This window comes from Bifidobacterium asteroides (genome assembly GCF_030758775.1).
Lineage (GTDB): Bacteria > Actinomycetota > Actinomycetes > Actinomycetales > Bifidobacteriaceae > Bombiscardovia > Bombiscardovia kimbladii.
Genome location: NZ_CP132384.1, coordinates 1,299,779 through 1,315,520, shown reverse-complemented (window position 1 = coordinate 1,315,520; position 15,742 = coordinate 1,299,779). Strand labels below are relative to the sequence as shown.

At 63.9% G+C, this 15,742-nt stretch carries 13 protein-coding genes; 11 read left to right on the top strand and 2 right to left on the bottom strand.

Annotated features, from left to right (window positions below; all coding sequences use genetic code 11):
- Positions 1-51: 51 nt before the first annotated feature.
- Positions 52-678 carry a DUF3043 domain-containing protein gene (locus RAM15_RS05155; RefSeq protein ID WP_306221041.1) on the bottom strand — a complete coding sequence of 209 codons (627 nt, stop codon included), beginning with the start codon at positions 676-678 and terminating at the stop codon, positions 52-54.
- A gap of 66 nt (positions 679-744) precedes the next feature.
- Here RAM15_RS05155 and RAM15_RS05150 point away from each other — a divergent pair, with 66 nt between their 5' ends.
- The 3 genes from RAM15_RS05150 (at position 745) to RAM15_RS08575 (ending at position 5,470) form a co-directional block, all read left to right on the top strand.
- The gene (locus RAM15_RS05150; RefSeq protein WP_306221040.1) at positions 745-2,121 is read left to right on the top strand and encodes a dipeptidase; all 1,377 of its coding nucleotides are present in this window, start codon (positions 745-747) and stop codon (positions 2,119-2,121) included.
- A gap of 168 nt (positions 2,122-2,289) precedes the next feature.
- Positions 2,290-2,964 carry an ECF transporter S component gene (locus tag RAM15_RS05145; protein WP_306221039.1) on the top strand — a complete coding sequence of 225 codons (675 nt, stop codon included), beginning with the start codon at positions 2,290-2,292 and terminating at the stop codon, positions 2,962-2,964.
- A gap of 10 nt (positions 2,965-2,974) precedes the next feature.
- Positions 2,975-5,470, top strand: a complete 2,496-nt coding sequence (locus tag RAM15_RS08575) for an ATP-binding cassette domain-containing protein (protein WP_306221038.1) — start codon at positions 2,975-2,977, stop codon at positions 5,468-5,470.
- A 109-nt stretch (positions 5,471-5,579) separates the two neighbouring features.
- On the opposite strand, the gene RAM15_RS05135 is transcribed toward RAM15_RS08575, so the two are convergent.
- Complete coding sequence (locus tag RAM15_RS05135) at positions 5,580-6,200, bottom strand: superoxide dismutase (RefSeq protein WP_015022073.1); 621 nt, start codon at positions 6,198-6,200, stop codon at positions 5,580-5,582.
- Between the two features lie 220 nt (positions 6,201-6,420).
- Between RAM15_RS05135 and RAM15_RS05130 the strand changes: the two genes are divergently transcribed.
- The 8 genes from RAM15_RS05130 to argB all read left to right on the top strand — a co-directional run bounded on the left by RAM15_RS05130 (position 6,421) and on the right by argB (position 15,738).
- On the top strand, positions 6,421-7,341 hold the full coding sequence (locus tag RAM15_RS05130; protein WP_306222256.1) for a TrmH family RNA methyltransferase: 921 nt from the start codon (positions 6,421-6,423) through the stop codon (positions 7,339-7,341).
- Between the two features lie 69 nt (positions 7,342-7,410).
- Positions 7,411-8,478 (top strand): phenylalanine--tRNA ligase subunit alpha, encoded by a 1,068-nt coding sequence (gene pheS / locus RAM15_RS05125; protein WP_306221037.1) that lies wholly within the window; start codon positions 7,411-7,413, stop codon positions 8,476-8,478.
- Positions 8,479-8,485: 7 nt separating this feature from the next.
- Positions 8,486-11,092, top strand: coding sequence for a phenylalanine--tRNA ligase subunit beta (pheT, locus tag RAM15_RS05120; RefSeq protein WP_306221036.1), 2,607 nt, complete (start codon positions 8,486-8,488; stop codon positions 11,090-11,092).
- 25 nt (positions 11,093-11,117) lie between these two features.
- Complete coding sequence (locus tag RAM15_RS05115; protein ID WP_306221035.1) at positions 11,118-11,735, top strand: DUF4190 domain-containing protein; 618 nt, start codon at positions 11,118-11,120, stop codon at positions 11,733-11,735.
- 23 nt (positions 11,736-11,758) lie between these two features.
- Entirely contained in the window at positions 11,759-12,349 is a 591-nt protein-coding gene (locus RAM15_RS05110; RefSeq protein ID WP_306221034.1) for a DJ-1/PfpI family protein, read from the top strand.
- A 108-nt stretch (positions 12,350-12,457) separates the two neighbouring features.
- On the top strand, positions 12,458-13,552 hold the full coding sequence (gene argC, locus RAM15_RS05105) for an N-acetyl-gamma-glutamyl-phosphate reductase (RefSeq protein WP_306221033.1): 1,095 nt from the start codon (positions 12,458-12,460) through the stop codon (positions 13,550-13,552).
- Positions 13,549-14,718, top strand: coding sequence for a bifunctional glutamate N-acetyltransferase/amino-acid acetyltransferase ArgJ (gene argJ / locus RAM15_RS05100; RefSeq protein WP_306221032.1), 1,170 nt, complete (start codon positions 13,549-13,551; stop codon positions 14,716-14,718). Before argC ends, argJ begins: the two co-directional genes overlap by 4 nt.
- Before the next feature lie 72 nt (positions 14,719-14,790).
- A complete protein-coding gene (gene argB, locus RAM15_RS05095) occupies positions 14,791-15,738 on the top strand; it encodes an acetylglutamate kinase (RefSeq protein WP_306221031.1) in 948 nt (315 codons plus the stop codon).
- Positions 15,739-15,742 lie beyond the last annotated feature (4 nt).

The window sequence follows — 15,742 nt, the reverse complement described above, 5'->3', positions numbered from 1 at the left end:
CACCGGGCGGCATGACTACTCCTTCGTTTGGTATGTCAGGATAATCGGCTGTCAGTCGGGCCAGTGCCCGCGCTTGCTCTGATTGGGCTTGGGAACCCGCCACCGCCGGACCATCATGGCCCGTTGCCAGGCGTAGGAGGCCGAACGCGAACCTTTGGCCACCGAGCGCTCGCCGAACTTGTCGATCAGCAGGCGCTTGAGCTTGCGCCACATCAGCCAGGTATCGATCAGGGCAATGATCAGGTAGCCATAGAGCAGGACGGTCACCACCATGGTGAAGGTTGCATAGTGCTGAGGGCCCACGAACATGCCCATCAGAGTGGCGACGAACATAAGGATGATGGCCGGGAATATCCATTCCAGCAGATTGAAGCGGGCATCCACATAGTTGCGGATGTAAATCCTCCAGGGCAGGCGCTCCGACTTGGGCATGTGGTCGAGGTCGCCGGTCCTCATGGCTTCGTACTGGGCATCCTCACGGGCCCGGATCCGGGCCTTGGCGGCCTTGCGTGAGGCCTTGCGGTCCTTGGGGACCAGCGGGCGCAGGTTCCGGGCCTCAGCCTGCTTGCGCTTGGGTGTGGGGCGTCCCTTGCCTCGTGCTTCTTCAGTGGAGGCCGTCTGGTCCGCCTCCGCCTCTTTGTCCCGTCGATCCTTGCGTGAGAAGGGGTTCCATGTCATGCGAACAGGTTACGGTGACGCCTAGACTCGCAAGCATTGATTCGCAAGCAATCACAGGAGGTAACGATGGCGGAGCTGGGCCTGGAGACGATCCGCACACGTGTGCAGGACGATAGGAGCCGGATCGTCGATCTGCTCAAGGACAAGATCGCCCTGGCTTCGGTTTCGGCCAAGGGGATCACCGGGGATCACATGCGGCGATCGGCCGACTATGTGGCCGGGCAACTGCGGCAGGTGGGTGTAGATGCCCGGGTGGTCCAGGCCACCAATCCTGACGGGACCCCGGGCGCCTTCGAGGTGATCGGATCCCGGCAGGTGGACGACAAGGCCCCGACCGTTCTGCTCTACGCCCATCACGATGTGCAGCCGGTGCCCGATCCCTCCCAGTGGTCCACTGACCCCTTTGCCGGCGTGGAGAAGGAGGGACGGCTCTACGGACGCGGATCGGCCGACGACGGTGGCGGCATCGCCATTCACTCGGGTGCCCTGCACGCCCTGGGCAAGGACCTGCGCGTCAACGTCAAGGTCTTCATCGAGGGTGAGGAGGAGATGGGCTCGCGCAGCTTCATCCCCTTCCTCCAGGCTCATCGGGACGATTTCGCCTCGGATCTGATCATCGTGGCCGACTCGGGCAACTGGTCGGCGGACACCCCCAGCCTGACCACCTCCCTAAGAGGGAATGCGGACCTGGATGTCACGGTCACAGTCCTTGAGCACCCGGTTCACTCCGGGCAGTTCGGCGGGCCCATCCTGGATGCCAACACCCTGGCCGCCATGCTGATCGCCTCCATGTATGACGACCAGGGTCAGCTGGCGGTGCCCGGCCTGGAGGGCGGACAGCCCATAGGCGGCCTGCAGCGTGACCTGGACCAGGCCCAGCTGCGTGCGGATGCCGGCGTGGTGGACTCCTACCGGCTGGCCGGAACCGACTCCCTGGCCTCCCGGCTCTGGACCAAGCCTGCAGCGGCGGTGATCGGCTTCGATGCCCACCCGGTGGAGGGCTCATTCAACGTGCTGGCTGATACGACCCGCTTCCGCATTTCCCTGCGCACTGCGCCCACCCAGCGCCCTGAGCAGGCCGCGCAGGCCTTGGCTGATTTTTTGATCGCCCATGCTCCTCAGGGGGCCAGGGTGGAGGTCACGCCCGGCGACATGGGCATGGGATGGGCCATGGATGCCGACAGCCCGGTGGTCCGGCAGGCCGAGGAGGCCATGCGGCAGGCCTTCGGACGGGACCCGGTCAACAAGGGCGAGGGCGGATCCATCCCCTTCATCCCCGAACTCAAGCGGCTCTTCCCTGAGGCCCAGGTCCTGGTGACCGGCCCAGAGGATCCCCAGTCCAACGCCCACAGCCCGAACGAGTCCATCTCCCTGCAGGGGCTGGTCGACAACATCATCACCGAGGCCCTGCTGCTGGATTTCCTTGACCACCGTATGTTCTAAGATGGCCAGTGACACGGGGGCCGTATGCCTATGGGCGTGCGGCTGAGAGGAGGCTCAGCCTCAACCGGACGAACGTTTACCGGGTAATGCCGGCGCACGGATGTCACTGGACCCGTGCCTGAACGGGATGGCGCTCACAGGGAGCGCCCCGAGGAAAGGCACAAGATCATGACCGATGGTCATTTCATCAACAACACTGCTTCCGGATCGGAGCCGGAGTCCGAGCGGACTCCCTCCCAGGTCAGGACCCCCTCCCGACGGTGGAGGGTGGTGGATATCGCCGTAGCCTCGGTCATCGGGGTGGCCTCCGCAGTCATCTACTGGGTGGTCGCCATGGTGACCACCATTCCCTGGTCATTCCTGGACGGGGTCGTGCCCGGTCTGGGGGGCATTCTCAACGGTCTTTACCTGTTTGCCGGACCCTTGGCATCGGTCATCGTGCGCAAGCCGGGGGCGGCCGTCTATGCCGAGCTGGTCGCAGCCATCCTGGAGTCGCTGCTGGGCAGCCAATGGGTGCCTGTGGAGACCATACTGATTGGTCTGCTTCAGGGCTTCATGGCCGAACTGGTCTTCATGCTGCTGCGTTACCGGCGTTGGAACATGTCCACGGTGGCACTGTCAGGCGCTGCCGCTGGTTTCGGCTGCTGGCTGTACTCCTTCTGCACGCACCTGCAGGCCATCAACCTGACCGGCCCCTATGGGGTGATCTATCTGATAGCCACCCTGATCTCGGGCGCTCTGATCGCTGGAGTGCTGGTCTGGTACCTCTACAAGGCCATTGCCGCCACCGGGGCTCTGGACCGTTTCGCCTCCGGCCGCGATATTCGTACGGCCGGGAAGTAGAGGTCTGGGCGTGGATCGGAGCATCCAGGACAACCCCTACCGACCCGCAGCCTTGGAGCTGCGCGGTTGGGGTTATCGGCATGCCTATCGGAATCACTTCGCCGTCAGGGACCTCTCCCTGAGCATTCCTGCAGGTCAGCGGGTGCTGCTGCTGGGAGCCTCCGGCATTGGCAAATCGACCATCCTCGAGGGTGTGGCCGGGCTTCTGGGCGATCATGCCCCGCAGAGCGGTCAGGATCAGGTCGAGGATGACGAAGGCGGGGTGACCCAGGGCCAGGTCCTGATTGACGGCAATCCCGCCGTCTCCAGCCGGGGGCGTGTGGGGCTGGTCCTGCAGGATCCGGATGCCCAGGCCATCTTTCAGCGGCTTGGTGACAATGTGGCCTTCGGGCCCGAGAACATGGGGCTGCCCCGAGAGGAAATCTGGCCACGGGTGCAGAGGGCCATGGCCGAGGTGGGTTTGGCTGACCTGCAGCTGACCCGGTCCACCATGCATCTAAGCGGAGGGCAGATGCAGCGTCTGGCCCTGGCCGGCGCCCTGGCCATGCAGCCTGGGCTGCTCCTGCTGGATGAGCCCACGGCCAACCTGGATCCCATCGGCGTCGACCAGATTGTCGGCGCCGTCAGGAAGGTCCTGGACCGGCAAGGCTCGACCATGATTCTGGTCGAGCACCGGGCAGGTCCATGGATGGATATGATCGACCGGGTCATCGTGCTTGGGCTGGGCGAGGTTGAAGACAGCACCGGCGGATCGGGCGCTGCGACCTATCGCAAGACGGTGATCATGGCCGACGGCAGCCCCCAGGAGGTATTCACTGATCCGGGATTGGACCTGGCCTCACTGGGCATCTGGGTTCCCGAAGCTTATAGGAGCGCCAGGGATTCGCTTCCTGAGCTTGGAGGGTCCAGGGTCAGGTCCGGGCAATCCGATCCCGGCCAGGATGATCATCCCGTCCTGCTGGCCGCTCAGGATCTGGCGGTGGGCCGTCAGGGCAAGGCAGTGGCCGAGCATATCGATTTGGAATTCAGGGCCGGTCAGATCACCGCCTTGGTCGGAGCCAACGGAGCCGGCAAGTCCACGCTGGCCATGACCCTGGCCGGTCTGCTGGAGCCAGTGGCCGGTTCGGTCCTTGCCCAGGACCGCCTGCTCCGGGAATCCCAGGGGCAGACGCCTGCCGAGCCCGAGCCCATCCGATGGACCTCATCCCAGCTGGCGGCGCGCATCGCCTATGTCTTTCAGAATCCCGAGCATCAGTTCGCCCGGGGCACGGTCTTGGATGAGGTCAAGTTGGCTCCAATCCGCACTGGTATGAGCGAGGGCCGGGCCCAGGCTCGCGCCCTGGAGCTGCTGGACCGTTTCAGGCTGAGGCAGTACGCGCATGCCAACCCTTACACGCTCTCGGGCGGTGAGAAGCGGCGGCTCACCGTGGCCTCGGCCCTGGCCGCCGCACCTCAGATGCTGATTCTTGACGAGCCTACCTTCGGTCAGGACAGGAACACCTGGGTCAGCATGGCCCAGCTGATTGCAGACCTGCGCGACCAGGGAGCCTGCATCATCCTGGTCACCCACGACCGGGAGCTGGTCCAGGCCCTGGATGCCCGTCTGGTGGAGATGACGCCTCCGGGAGCCCAGAAGGCCGTCTGGCCTGTATCAGAGTCAGATTTGCAGGCCCGTCAGAAGACTGTTGCGGCCAGACTGACCGTCACGCCCATGGATCAGCGGGACGAGCCGGTCAAGCCGGCCAGCCGGTCGCCATACATAGCCTCCATCAATCCGGCCTTCCGTCTGATCGGGGCTTTCCTGGCGGCTCTGCCCCTGCTGATCAGCCTGGACCCGGTCTCGGCCACGACGGCACTGATCCTGGAGTTCCTGATGCTGGGCGCGGCAGGCTTCACACCCCTGCGGGTGGTCAGATCCACCTGGCCCATCTTCCTGGGAGCGCCCGGCTCGGCCCTGGCGATCATCCTCTACGGCAAGAGCGGCGGCGCCACCTACTGGCAGTGGGGCATGATCCACATCACCCAGCGGTCGTTGGATCTGGCCCTGGCCACCGCGCTGCGAATCCTGGCCATCGGGATTCCCGCCATCATCACCGTGCTGGGAATAGACGCCACCGATCTGGCCGATGCCTTCAGCCAGGTGCTCCACCTGCCTGATCGCTTCGTCTACGGCGGGCTGGCCGGCATGCGGCTCTTCACCGTTCTCAAGGATGACTGGTCGGCCCTGACCGCCTCGCGCCGCAGTCGCGGGCTGGGCGATGAGAACCGTTTCAAGGCCTTTATGCCCCAGGCCTTCGCCCTGCTGGTCCTGTCCATCAGGCGTTCGACGACCTTGGCTACGGCCATGGAGGCCAGGGGTTTCGGCGGCAGCACACCGCGCACCCATGCCAGGGTTTCCCAGATCAGACCACGTGACACCGGTTTCCTGCTCATATGCCTGGCTGTGCCTGCAATCTCCCTGACCCTGGCTGCCCTGACCGGCTCCATCGCCTTCTTCGGCAACTGATCGTCAGGGATTTCCGCAGGCTCCAGATATGGAGGAACCCCGGTCCTTTCCGCCTCCCGCAGAGAGGGGAAAGGACCGGGGTCCGCCTGTGGTCGGAAGCGCTGGTCTTTTACCTGGCCAGAGTGGTGTTGATGTTGCGCACCTCGTCGAAGCGCTTGGAGGCATCCTCCCAGTTGACGATGTGCCACCAGGCCTTGACGTAGCTGGCCCGGTCGTTCAGGTACTCCAGGTAGTAGGCGTGCTCCCAGAGGTCCAGCAGGACCAGCGGGAAGATGGTGACGGGCAGGTTGCCCTGGTGGTCGTACATCTGCAGGGTGACCAGGCGCTCGCCCAGGGTATCCCAGGCAAGGACGGCCCAGCCGGAGCCCTGGATGCCGGCGCACATGGACTCGAAGTAGGTCTGGAAGCCCTGGAAGGACCCGAACTGGTCCTCGATGGCGGCCTTGAGCTCGCCAGTGGGCTCCTGGCCGATGGCCGGGGCCATGTTCTTCCAGAAGATGGAGTGGTTCTTGTGCCCGGCCAGGTTGAAGGCCAGGTTCTTCTCCAGCAGGTTGGACTGAGCCACGTTGCCGGACTCGGCCGCGTCGTGGATCTGCTCCAGGGCCTTGTTGGCACCGTTCACATAAGCCTGATGGTGCTTGTCATGGTGCAGCTCCATGATCTTGCCGGACACGTACGGCTCCAGCGCCGAGTAGTCGTAGGGCAGATCGGGAAGTGTGTATACGGGCATATCGTCTCCTCACAATGATTCTGGCTAAGCCAGACGAGTGATGGTCGGTCTGCGCCAGACCAACAACGGACGTGGTCGACCCGACCGGTTCTTTAACACTAGCCCCTTGTCCGAGGAGCACAAGGGGCGCAGGCCTTTCTTTCAGTGAACTTTCCCACAGATGCGGGCTCATCAAGGTTCGTCAGCCGTGCTTTCGACTGCCGAGGCTAGAGTTGTGCCCATGCCCTTTGATGACTCCCTTCTTGACAATCCCCGTGCCCAACGAATTCGCCGTCTGGCTGAATTGCAGGATCGGCGGGCCCGGCATCGACATGGCCGCTTTCTGATAGAGGGTCCGCAGAGCGTGCGCGAGGCGGTTCGCTGGCGTCCCGACCTGCTGACTGACCTCTATATTCAGGCGGATGAGTCCTCTTCTATAGATAAGGGCGTTCATCCGCGGCCGCTCAACGAGACCGCAGGCGCCATCATGGAGCAGGCCCGGGAGCTGCCTGACTGCTATGGGCACTTCGTCTCCGCCAGGGTCATGCATGCCATCAGCGGCAATGCGCAGGGGATCCTGGCCCAGGCGCGGACTGATGGATTTTTGGCCCAAGCGACGGACCTTGACGATCCCCGGAGCCTGACGGGGGAGGGGCCCGACCTGGTGGCAGCTTTCTGGCAGATCCGTGATCCAGGCAATGCCGGAACCGTCATTCGCACGGCCGATGCTGCGGGCTGCCGGGCAGTCATCCTGGTGGATCAGTGCGTGGAACCGACCAATCCCAAGGTCATTCGCTCTACGGCTGGCTCGGCCTTTCACATACCCCTGGCGACCATGGGCACTGAGGACTTCCTGGCCCTGTGCAGACAGCAGGGCCGGGCCATGGTGGCGGCCGATGTCTATGGCACGCCGGACAAACCGGTCCGCTCCCTGGATGATTTGATGGCGAGCGGTGCCTTGTCCAAGACAGACACGGCGGGTCAACCCATGGCCCTGCTCTTCGGCAATGAGGCACGTGGGCTGCCCAATGAGCTGCTGGAGTCCATGGATCAGATCGTTCGCATACCCATATACGGGCGGGCTGAATCGCTCAATCTGGCTACCTCGGCGGCGGTGCTGCTCTACGCCATGGCCATGTCGAGTCGTATTGAAAGAATGTGAAGGCGTCAACGACCGGGATTTCCGCTGATTTGCGGCCCGGACACGGCATTGGCAACAGTGGAAAGGTCCATGGTGGCACAGGAAGAATTCGACCCCGCGGCGATGACCGACGAGGTCAACGAGGGCATCGGCAGGATTCGCGAAGCCTCCGATCTGGAAGAGCTCAAGGCGATCAAGGCCAAGTATGCGGGGACAGGTTCCGCCCTGGCCGGATCCGGCCGGATCATCGGACGGCTGCCAGCGGATCAGAAGAAGACCGCCGGGCGTCTGGCAGGCAAGCTCAAGGCTGACTTTGGCCGCGCCTACGGGCTCAAGGAGCGGCAGCTGCGCCAGGAGGAGGAGTCCCGCCGCCTGGCCGCCGAGCAGGTGGATATGACCCTGCCGGTCAACCGCCGTCCCCAGGGCGCCCGCCACCCGCTGTCCAAGCTCATGGAGGACGTGGAGGACTTCTTCGTCTCCATGGGTTGGAGCATCGCCCAGGGTCCCGAGCTGGAAGCCGAGTGGTACAACTTCGATGCGCTCAACTTCGGCCCTGACCATCCTGCCCGCCAGATGCAGGACACCTTCTACGTCAAGGGCAACCAGGCCAGGGATGCCGCCGGTTTCGTCGGCTCCAACATGGTCATGCGCACCCATACCTCGCCCGACCAGGCCCGTTCCCTGATAACCCGTGGCGTGCCGCTCTACGTGGCCTGCACGGGCAGGGTCTTCCGCACCGATGAACTGGATGCCACCCACACCCCGGTCTTCCACCAGTGCGAGGCCATCGCCGTCGATGAACACCTGACCATGGCCGATCTCAAGGGCACCCTGGACAAGCTCGCCGTGGCCATGTTCGGCCCCGAGGCCCGGACCAGACTGAGGCCCTCATACTTCCCCTTCACCGAGCCCAGCGCCGAGATGGACCTCTGGTTCCCCGACAAGAAGGGTGGCCCCGGATGGATCGAATGGGGAGGCTGCGGCATGGTCAACCCCAATGTTCTGAGGTCGGCCGGCGTGGACCCGCAGCGCTACTCAGGCTTCGCCTTCGGTGTGGGCATGGAGCGCACCCTGCTCCTGCGCCACGACATCAACGACATGCACGACCTGGTCGAAGGCGACGTGCGGTTCAGCCAGCAGTTCGAGATGGGGGAGTGACCGTCAGATGCCAATGGTAGATATCGACTGGCTCAAGGAGCATGTGCAGGTCCCCGAGGATCTGACCTATGAACAGCTGGCCAAGGACCTGGTCCGGGTCGGTCTGGAGGAAGAGGACATCCACCAGTCCACGGTGACCGGCCCCATTGTGGTCGGCTATGTGGTGGATGCCGAGCCCGAGCCCCAGAAGAACGGCAAGACCATCAACTGGTGCCATGTGGATGTGGGCGAGCAGTACAACGCCGTGGACGACCAGGGCCGCAAGGTGCCGCGTGGCATCGTCTGCGGGGCCCCCAACATGGCTGCGGGGGAGAAAGTGGTGGTGACCCTGCCGGGGGCCGTCCTGCCTGGGGACTTCCGCATCGAGCCGCGCAAGACCTATGGCCACCTCTCGGACGGCATGTGCGCCTCCGAGCGTGAGCTGGGACTGGGTTCGGACCATCAGGGCATCATCCTGCTGCGCAACTACGGGTTCACCCCCGAGCAGTACGAACAGTTCAAGCCCGGTGACGATGCCATGAGCCTCCTGCATATGAATAGGCCCGTGCTAGAGATCAACATCACCCCGGACCGTGGCTACGCCTTCTCCTACCGGGGGGTTGCCCGCGAATACCACCACTCCACGGGCGCTGAGTACACGGATCCGGTGATTGAGCTGAACAAGACCGTGCCAGCCTCCGCAACGCAGGAGGATCAGGCTCCGCTGGCGGTGCATGTTGAGGACGACAATCCCATTCATGGTCAGCCCGGATGCGACCGCTACTACCTGCGGGCCCTGACCGGGTGCGACCCCAAAGCCGCCACACCCAGCTGGATGCGTCGTCGGCTGGTTCGGGCCGGCATGCGCTCCATCAGCCTGCCGGTGGACATCACCAACTACGTCATGCTGGACCTGGGCCAGCCCCTGCATGCCTACGATCTGGACAAGCTCAGCGGCCCCATCGTCGTCCGCAGGGCCAGGCAGGGCGAGCACCTGACCACCCTTGATGGCAAAGATCGCGAGCTCAGCACCGAAGATCTGCTCATCACCGACTCGCCCGAGGGGCATGAGGGTTCCCGCATCCTGGGTCTGGCCGGGGTTATGGGCGGCCTGTATGGAGAGGTGACCGATCAGACGAAGAACATCCTGATCGAGTCCGCCCACTTCGACCAGGTGACCATCGCCCGGACCGCCCGTCGCCACAAGCTGCCCTCGGAGGCCTCCAAGCGCTTTGAGCGTGGGGTGGATCCGCAGATGCAACCGGCCGCTGCAGCCATGGCCGCCGATCTGTTGCATCGCCTTGCCGGTGGCCAGGACCTGGATGCTCCGTTGGATTTGAACCAGACCAAGCCCATGCCGGTCATCGACTTTGCCGTCAGCGAGGTGGCACGTTTGACCGGACTGGAGGTGGAGCCCCAGCGCATCGTGGCCATTCTTCGAGACATTGGCTGCACGGTCCAAGGTGATCCTCAAGACCGGCTGTCGGTGACTCCGCCAACCTGGAGGCCCGACCTGGGCGAGGGCTGCGACCTGGTCGAGGAGGTGGCCCGCCTGGTGGGCTATGACCGCATCCCTGTCACCGTGCCATCGCCCAAGGTGTCAGGTGCGGTTGGTCTGACCGATCGCCAGCAGCGCCGCCGTTGGGTGGCTGACACCCTGGCCGAATATGGGCTGACCGAGGTTCTGGACTACCCGTTCGTCGGCGACAATGATTTCAAGGCCTTCGGCATGGATCCTGATGAGGTTCATGTCAACAGCGTGGAGCTTGCCAACCCCATGGCCGCTGACAGGCCCTATCTAAGGCAGAGCCTGCTGCTGCCGCTGGCCAACACCGTGGAGCGCAACCTTCGACGTGGCAACACGGATGTGCGTCTCTTCGAGATCGGCTACGTCTTCCGTCGCGATCCCAAGGCTCCTGCGGTGCCCACCCTTCCGGGCGGTGTGCGGCCCAGCGACGAGGATCTGGCCCGCCTGGACCAGGGTCTGCCAGAGCAACGGCTGCATGTGGCAGCCTTGCTGACCGGCCGTGCCCAGGAGGATGGCTGGCTCAAGGACAGCAGGGATGTGGACTGGACCGATGCAGTCGAATCGGCTCGTCGTGTTCTGGACAGGCTGGGAGCACACTATCGGCTGGAGCAGCCCCCGGCCGAGCAGGTGCCCGACCAGTGGCATCCGGGCCGTACCGCCAGGCTGGTCCTGGATGACGGCACGCTTGTCGGCATGGTGGGCGAGCTGCATCCTCGGGTTGATCAGGCTCTGGGCTTCCCCGCCCACTCGGCCGCCTTCGAGCTGAGTCTGGACATGGTGCTGGATCACCTGGACTACACGCCCCTGCAGGCTAAGCCGGTCTCGACCTTCCCGCCGGTCCGTCAGGATCTGGCCTTCACCGTGCCGGAAACGGTTTCGGCCGCCGACCTGACTTCCGCCATCAGAGAAGCGGCTGGGTCTAGTCTTGAATCCATCGAGCTGTTCGACGTTTTCACTGGCGATCAGATCGGTGAACATGCAAAATCGCTGGCCTTCGCAGTCACCTTCCGCGCCCCGGACCGTACCTTGACGTCCGAGGACAGCGAATCCCTGCGCCAGGCCATCGTTGACAAGACTGCAGGTCTGGGCGCCGTGCTGCGTGCCTGACCGGGCATCGAGGGGACCGAGGGACATGACGGATTCTCAAGAACAGGGCACAGCCGGTGGACCTGACCGCCAGGATCATGATGGGGGCGACCAGCCCTTGTACGGCGCACGCGCCGATCGTTATCCAGGATGGAATCCGTACATCTACGGTCGCCCAGATCCTGAATCCAAGACCAAGAAATCGGATTCGTCCCAAGGCAACCCCGCCAACCAGCCTATGCCCATGGCGGGGCAGCCGGGTCCCGGTCGCGGCGGAAATCCTGGGAATCCTGGGAATCCTCAGGCCCGTCCCGGCGCTCCGGTCTGGCCTCCCCAGGGCATGCCCGATCTGAACGACCCCTCCCAAAATCCGGTCTATGGCCACTGGGATCCCTGCGCCATCATCGCCTTCCTCATGGCCCTCTTTTTGCCCATGCCTGTGATTCCCGCTTTGCTCGGCGGCGTTTCCATGTATCGGACCCGCAAATTGCACATGAAGGGCTATGGATTGGCCATGGCTGCCCTGATCATCAACCTGCTCTTCACGCTGGCCTGGATCTGGCTGCTGGTCAACGGGGTCTCCCTGAACGACTTCTACCAGCAGATGATGCCGTCGCCCTCGACGGGTGGCGGCGGCTCAGGCGGGGATGGTGTCAGCGCCTGACATTTAAGCAGGGGGTCATTCAGATGGGCTTGGATATCAATATTGTCGTATTCGACGGGTTTGAACCCTTGGATGTTTTCGGCCCCTTTGAGGTTTTCATCAACACTGATGGCGCCCGGGTGCGGCTTTTCTCCTTGGACGGTCCTGGAGTGAAAGTCGGGGAGGGCGGCGTCAGGGTCGAAGCTCTAGGACTCGAAGCGATTGATCCCAAGGGAGTTTTGCTGATACCCGGCGGTTCTGGCACGCGAACTCTGGTTGGAAATGACCAATGGATTGGGCAGCTGGCAGGTCTGGCTGCCCAGTCGCCGCAGGTAATGACGGTCTGCACAGGCTCGGCTCTCTTGGCTGCCGCCGGTGTGCTCGACGGTCGGCGTGCAACCTCCAATGACTTGGCCTTTGACTGGGTCGTCGGCACGGGGGAGCGTGTGGACTGGATCAAAGATGCCCGCTGGGTGGTCGATGGAAAGTTTCGCACCTCTTCGGGTATCTCGGCCGGCATCGATATGGCCCTGGCCTTTGTGGAGGACACATGCGGGCCCGATGCTGCGGACAAGGCCAGTACGCAGATGGAATACATCCGCAACCGAGATTCCGGTTATGACCCCTTCGCATAGGTGACAGTGTCGCGCAGCTAAAGCAGGTGCATAGCGACACGCCGAATTGCATAAATATGCGTTTTACTGCATGAGTATGTATGATGGTGCCCGATGAAGGGAGCACTCATGCGGCAATACACGGTGGCTGTGGCGGGAGCTTCGGGGTATGCCGGATCGGAGATGATCCGTCTATTGGCGGCCCATCCAGCCTTTCAGGTATGCACGGTCACCGGTCATGGTTCGGCTGGCCGGTTGCTGGGGGAGTTCTCTCCCAACCTGCCGGAGTCGCTGGCCTCGTTGCAGATTCAGGATACGAAGCCGGATATCTTGGCCGGCCATGATCTGGTGGTTCTGGCCCTGCCTCACGGGGCTTCTGGCCTCCTGGCCGAACAGCTGGATCCGCAATCGCTGATGGTCGACTTGGGGGCTGATCACCGGCTGGAGGATCCAGGCGACTGGCAAGACTACTACGGCGGACCTTTCTCAAGCCCGTGGACCTATGGGATGCCTGAGCTGCTCAACCCGGGTGGTGGCCGCCAGCGTCAGCTGCTTGGACAGACTCGGCGGATCGCTGGTCCCGGCTGCAATGTCACGGCAGTCACTCTGGCCTTCCAACCCGCTTTGGCTGCCGGACTGGTGCAGACCGATGATCTGGTGGCCGACCTTGCTGTCGGCTACTCGGGCGCCGGGCGCTCGGGCGGCAGAATGGATCTGCTGGCAGCCCAGGCCATCAATTCGGCCCATCCCTACTCGGTCGGAGGCACCCATCGGCATATCCCTGAGATTCTGCAGAACCTGCGCAAGGCCGCAGCTGCGGACCCCAACCTCGGGGGTCTTGGCAAACAATCCATCCGCTTGGGGCTGACCCCCATACTGGTCCCCATGTCAAGGGGGATTCTGGCTGTGGTCTCAGCCAAGCTGAGCGCGCGTGGACAGAGCATGGGTATGGCTGATATTCGTTCCGTCTGGGAAGAGATCTATACCGACGAGCAGTTTGTCGATCTGCTCCCCGAGGGCAGGCTTCCCTCCACGGCCGATGTGTATGGCTCCAACCGGGCCCAGGTCCAGGTCGCTGTGGACCAGCGCGCCGACCGCCTCTACGCTTTCGCCGCCATCGACAACCTGACCCGGGGCACCGCAGGCCAGGCCCTCCAGGCCGTGAATCTGGCTCTGGGCCTGTCCGAGGAGACCGGATTGACAACCATAGGAGTGGCACCATGAGCATCACCTACCCTGCAGGCTTCCGGACCGGCACGGCCATCGCCCATCGTCCGGGAGGCTCACAGCGCCGCAACCTGGCCTTGGTCGTCAACAGCGGACCCATGGACACGGCTGTGGGGGTCTTCACACCCAATCGTTTCCGGGCCGCTCCGGTCGTCTGGACCAGCAGGATCCTTGAAGATGGCCGTGCTGGAGCCGTGGTCATCAACTCCGGCAATGCCAACGCTTGCACGGGCCCCGAGGGCCTGGACCAGGCCAGGGCCATGGCCGAGCGGACAGGCGAGAAACTGGGCCTGCCCGCCGAGCGGGTTGCCGTCTGCTCCACAGGGATCATCGGCCATCTGCTGCACCTGGACTCCATCTTGACCGGCATTGACCAGGCTGCCCAGGGGCTGTCGGCCAGTCAGGAGGCCGGCGAAGAGGCCGCCAAGGCCATATTGACCACCGACACCTGCACCAAGACCGTGGCTGTGGACGGTTCCGGCTGGCGGCTGGGCGGCATGGTCAAGGGTTCCGGGATGATCGCCCCGCAGTTGGCCACCATGATCTGTGTAATCACCACTGATGCCATTCTGGAGCCGGAACAGGCTCGCCAGGCCCTGTCCGAGGCTTGCCGGCTCAGCTTCAACCGGATCGACGTGGACGGGTGCATGTCCACCAATGACACCGTCCTGCTGATGGCCTCCGGGGCCTCAGGAGTACGGCCTGATCCCGACCAGTTCCAGGAGAAGCTCGGTCAGGCCTGCGCGGACCTGGCGCATCGGATTGTGGCCGACGGCGAGGGCAGCAGGCATCGGATCCGTATCCGTGTGGATGGTGCCGAGAGCGAGGATGCAGCCCTTGCCTGCGCACGGGCGGTCTCCGGCTCCACACTGCTCAAGTGCGCGGTGGCCGGTGAGGATCCCAACTGGGGCCGAGTGGTGTCCTCCCTGGGCACCGTGCCGGTTTCGACGGCGGCCTATGACCCGGCCCATGTGGATGTCAGCTTCAACGGCATCAAGGTCTGCCAGGGCGGCCGTCCCGGTCAGGATCCGGAGCTGGTCGACCTGCACGTCCCAGAGGTTCATATCGACATCGACCTTGGTCAGGGCGACAGCCAGGCCACGGTATGGACCGATGATCTGACCCACGAATACGTGACCATCAATGCCGACTACCACACCTGACAGGAAGCCTGATCGGGCGCGCTGCCAAGAGCCGCAGCAAACGGAAGATGGTCATAAGGAAAGGGGAAGAGGATGGCGGATGACGAGCAGGATGCCGAAGCTGAAACAGCCTTGGACGATGCCCGCAAGGCCCAGGTGCTCATCGAGGCCCTGCCCTGGCTGGAGGAGTTCGCCGGTCAGAGGATCGTAGTCAAATACGGCGGCCATGCCATGGTGGACGACCATCTGCGTCAGTGCTTCGCTCAGGACATGGTCTTCCTGAGGCAGGTGGGCATGCATCCGGTGGTGGTGCACGGGGGCGGCCCGCAGATCTCCCGCATGCTCCAGGCCCTGGGCATCCCCTCGGTCTTCCGCGGCGGCCTACGGGTGACCACACCGGAGACCATGAAGGTGGTTCGCATGGTGCTGACCGGACAGGTAGGCAGGGATCTGGTCGGTGCCATCAATGCTCACGGTCCCATGGCGGTCGGCCTGTCAGGGGAGGATGCCGGCCTGTTCAGTGCGGCCCGCCGCTCCGGCATGGCGGATGGCCGACCAGTCGACCTGGGCCTGGTGGGCGAGGTCGTGGGCGTGGATGCCTCGGCCGTCGAGGATCTGATCGACGCCGGTCGGATTCCCGTCGTCTCCTCTGTGGCTCCTGACGAGCAGGATCCCACCCAGGTGCTCAATGTGAATGCCGACGCGGCCGCATCCGCTCTGGCAGTAGCTCTGGGGGCCCGGAAGCTGGTCATTCTCACCGACGTGGAGGGACTGTATGCCAACTGGCCCCAGGCCGACTCCCTGGTCTCCAGCATCGGCGTGGACCGGCTTGAGGACATGTTGGAGGACATGCATGAGGGGATGCGCCCCAAGATGGAGGCCTGCCTGCAGGCCGTGCGATCCGGAGTGGGCGAGGCCCACGTCATCGACGGGCGGCGGCCGCATTCCATGCTCAACGAGATATTCACCCGCAACGGCATCGGCACAGTGGTCGTGCCGGGCCGGGACATGATCATGAGGAGGAGCCATGACGAAGGCTGATGCA

Excerpts from the sequence above, each read along its gene's own strand:
- RAM15_RS05155 (WP_306221041.1), bottom strand. The coding sequence starts at position 678 with ATGACATGGAACCCCTTCTCACGCAAGGATCGACGGGACAAAGAGGCG.
- RAM15_RS05150 (WP_306221040.1), top strand. The coding sequence starts at position 745 with ATGGCGGAGCTGGGCCTGGAGACGATCCGCACACGTGTGCAGGACGAT.
- RAM15_RS05145 (WP_306221039.1), top strand. The coding sequence starts at position 2,290 with ATGACCGATGGTCATTTCATCAACAACACTGCTTCCGGATCGGAGCCG.
- RAM15_RS05135 (WP_015022073.1), bottom strand. The coding sequence starts at position 6,200 with ATGCCCGTATACACACTTCCCGATCTGCCCTACGACTACTCGGCGCTG.
- RAM15_RS05130 (WP_306222256.1), top strand. The coding sequence starts at position 6,421 with ATGCCCTTTGATGACTCCCTTCTTGACAATCCCCGTGCCCAACGAATT.
- pheS (WP_306221037.1), top strand. The coding sequence starts at position 7,411 with ATGGTGGCACAGGAAGAATTCGACCCCGCGGCGATGACCGACGAGGTC.
- pheT (WP_306221036.1), top strand. The coding sequence starts at position 8,486 with ATGCCAATGGTAGATATCGACTGGCTCAAGGAGCATGTGCAGGTCCCC.
- RAM15_RS05115 (WP_306221035.1), top strand. The coding sequence starts at position 11,118 with ATGACGGATTCTCAAGAACAGGGCACAGCCGGTGGACCTGACCGCCAG.
- RAM15_RS05110 (WP_306221034.1), top strand. The coding sequence starts at position 11,759 with ATGGGCTTGGATATCAATATTGTCGTATTCGACGGGTTTGAACCCTTG.
- argC (WP_306221033.1), top strand. The coding sequence starts at position 12,458 with ATGCGGCAATACACGGTGGCTGTGGCGGGAGCTTCGGGGTATGCCGGA.
- argJ (WP_306221032.1), top strand. The coding sequence starts at position 13,549 with ATGAGCATCACCTACCCTGCAGGCTTCCGGACCGGCACGGCCATCGCC.
- argB (WP_306221031.1), top strand. The coding sequence starts at position 14,791 with ATGGCGGATGACGAGCAGGATGCCGAAGCTGAAACAGCCTTGGACGAT.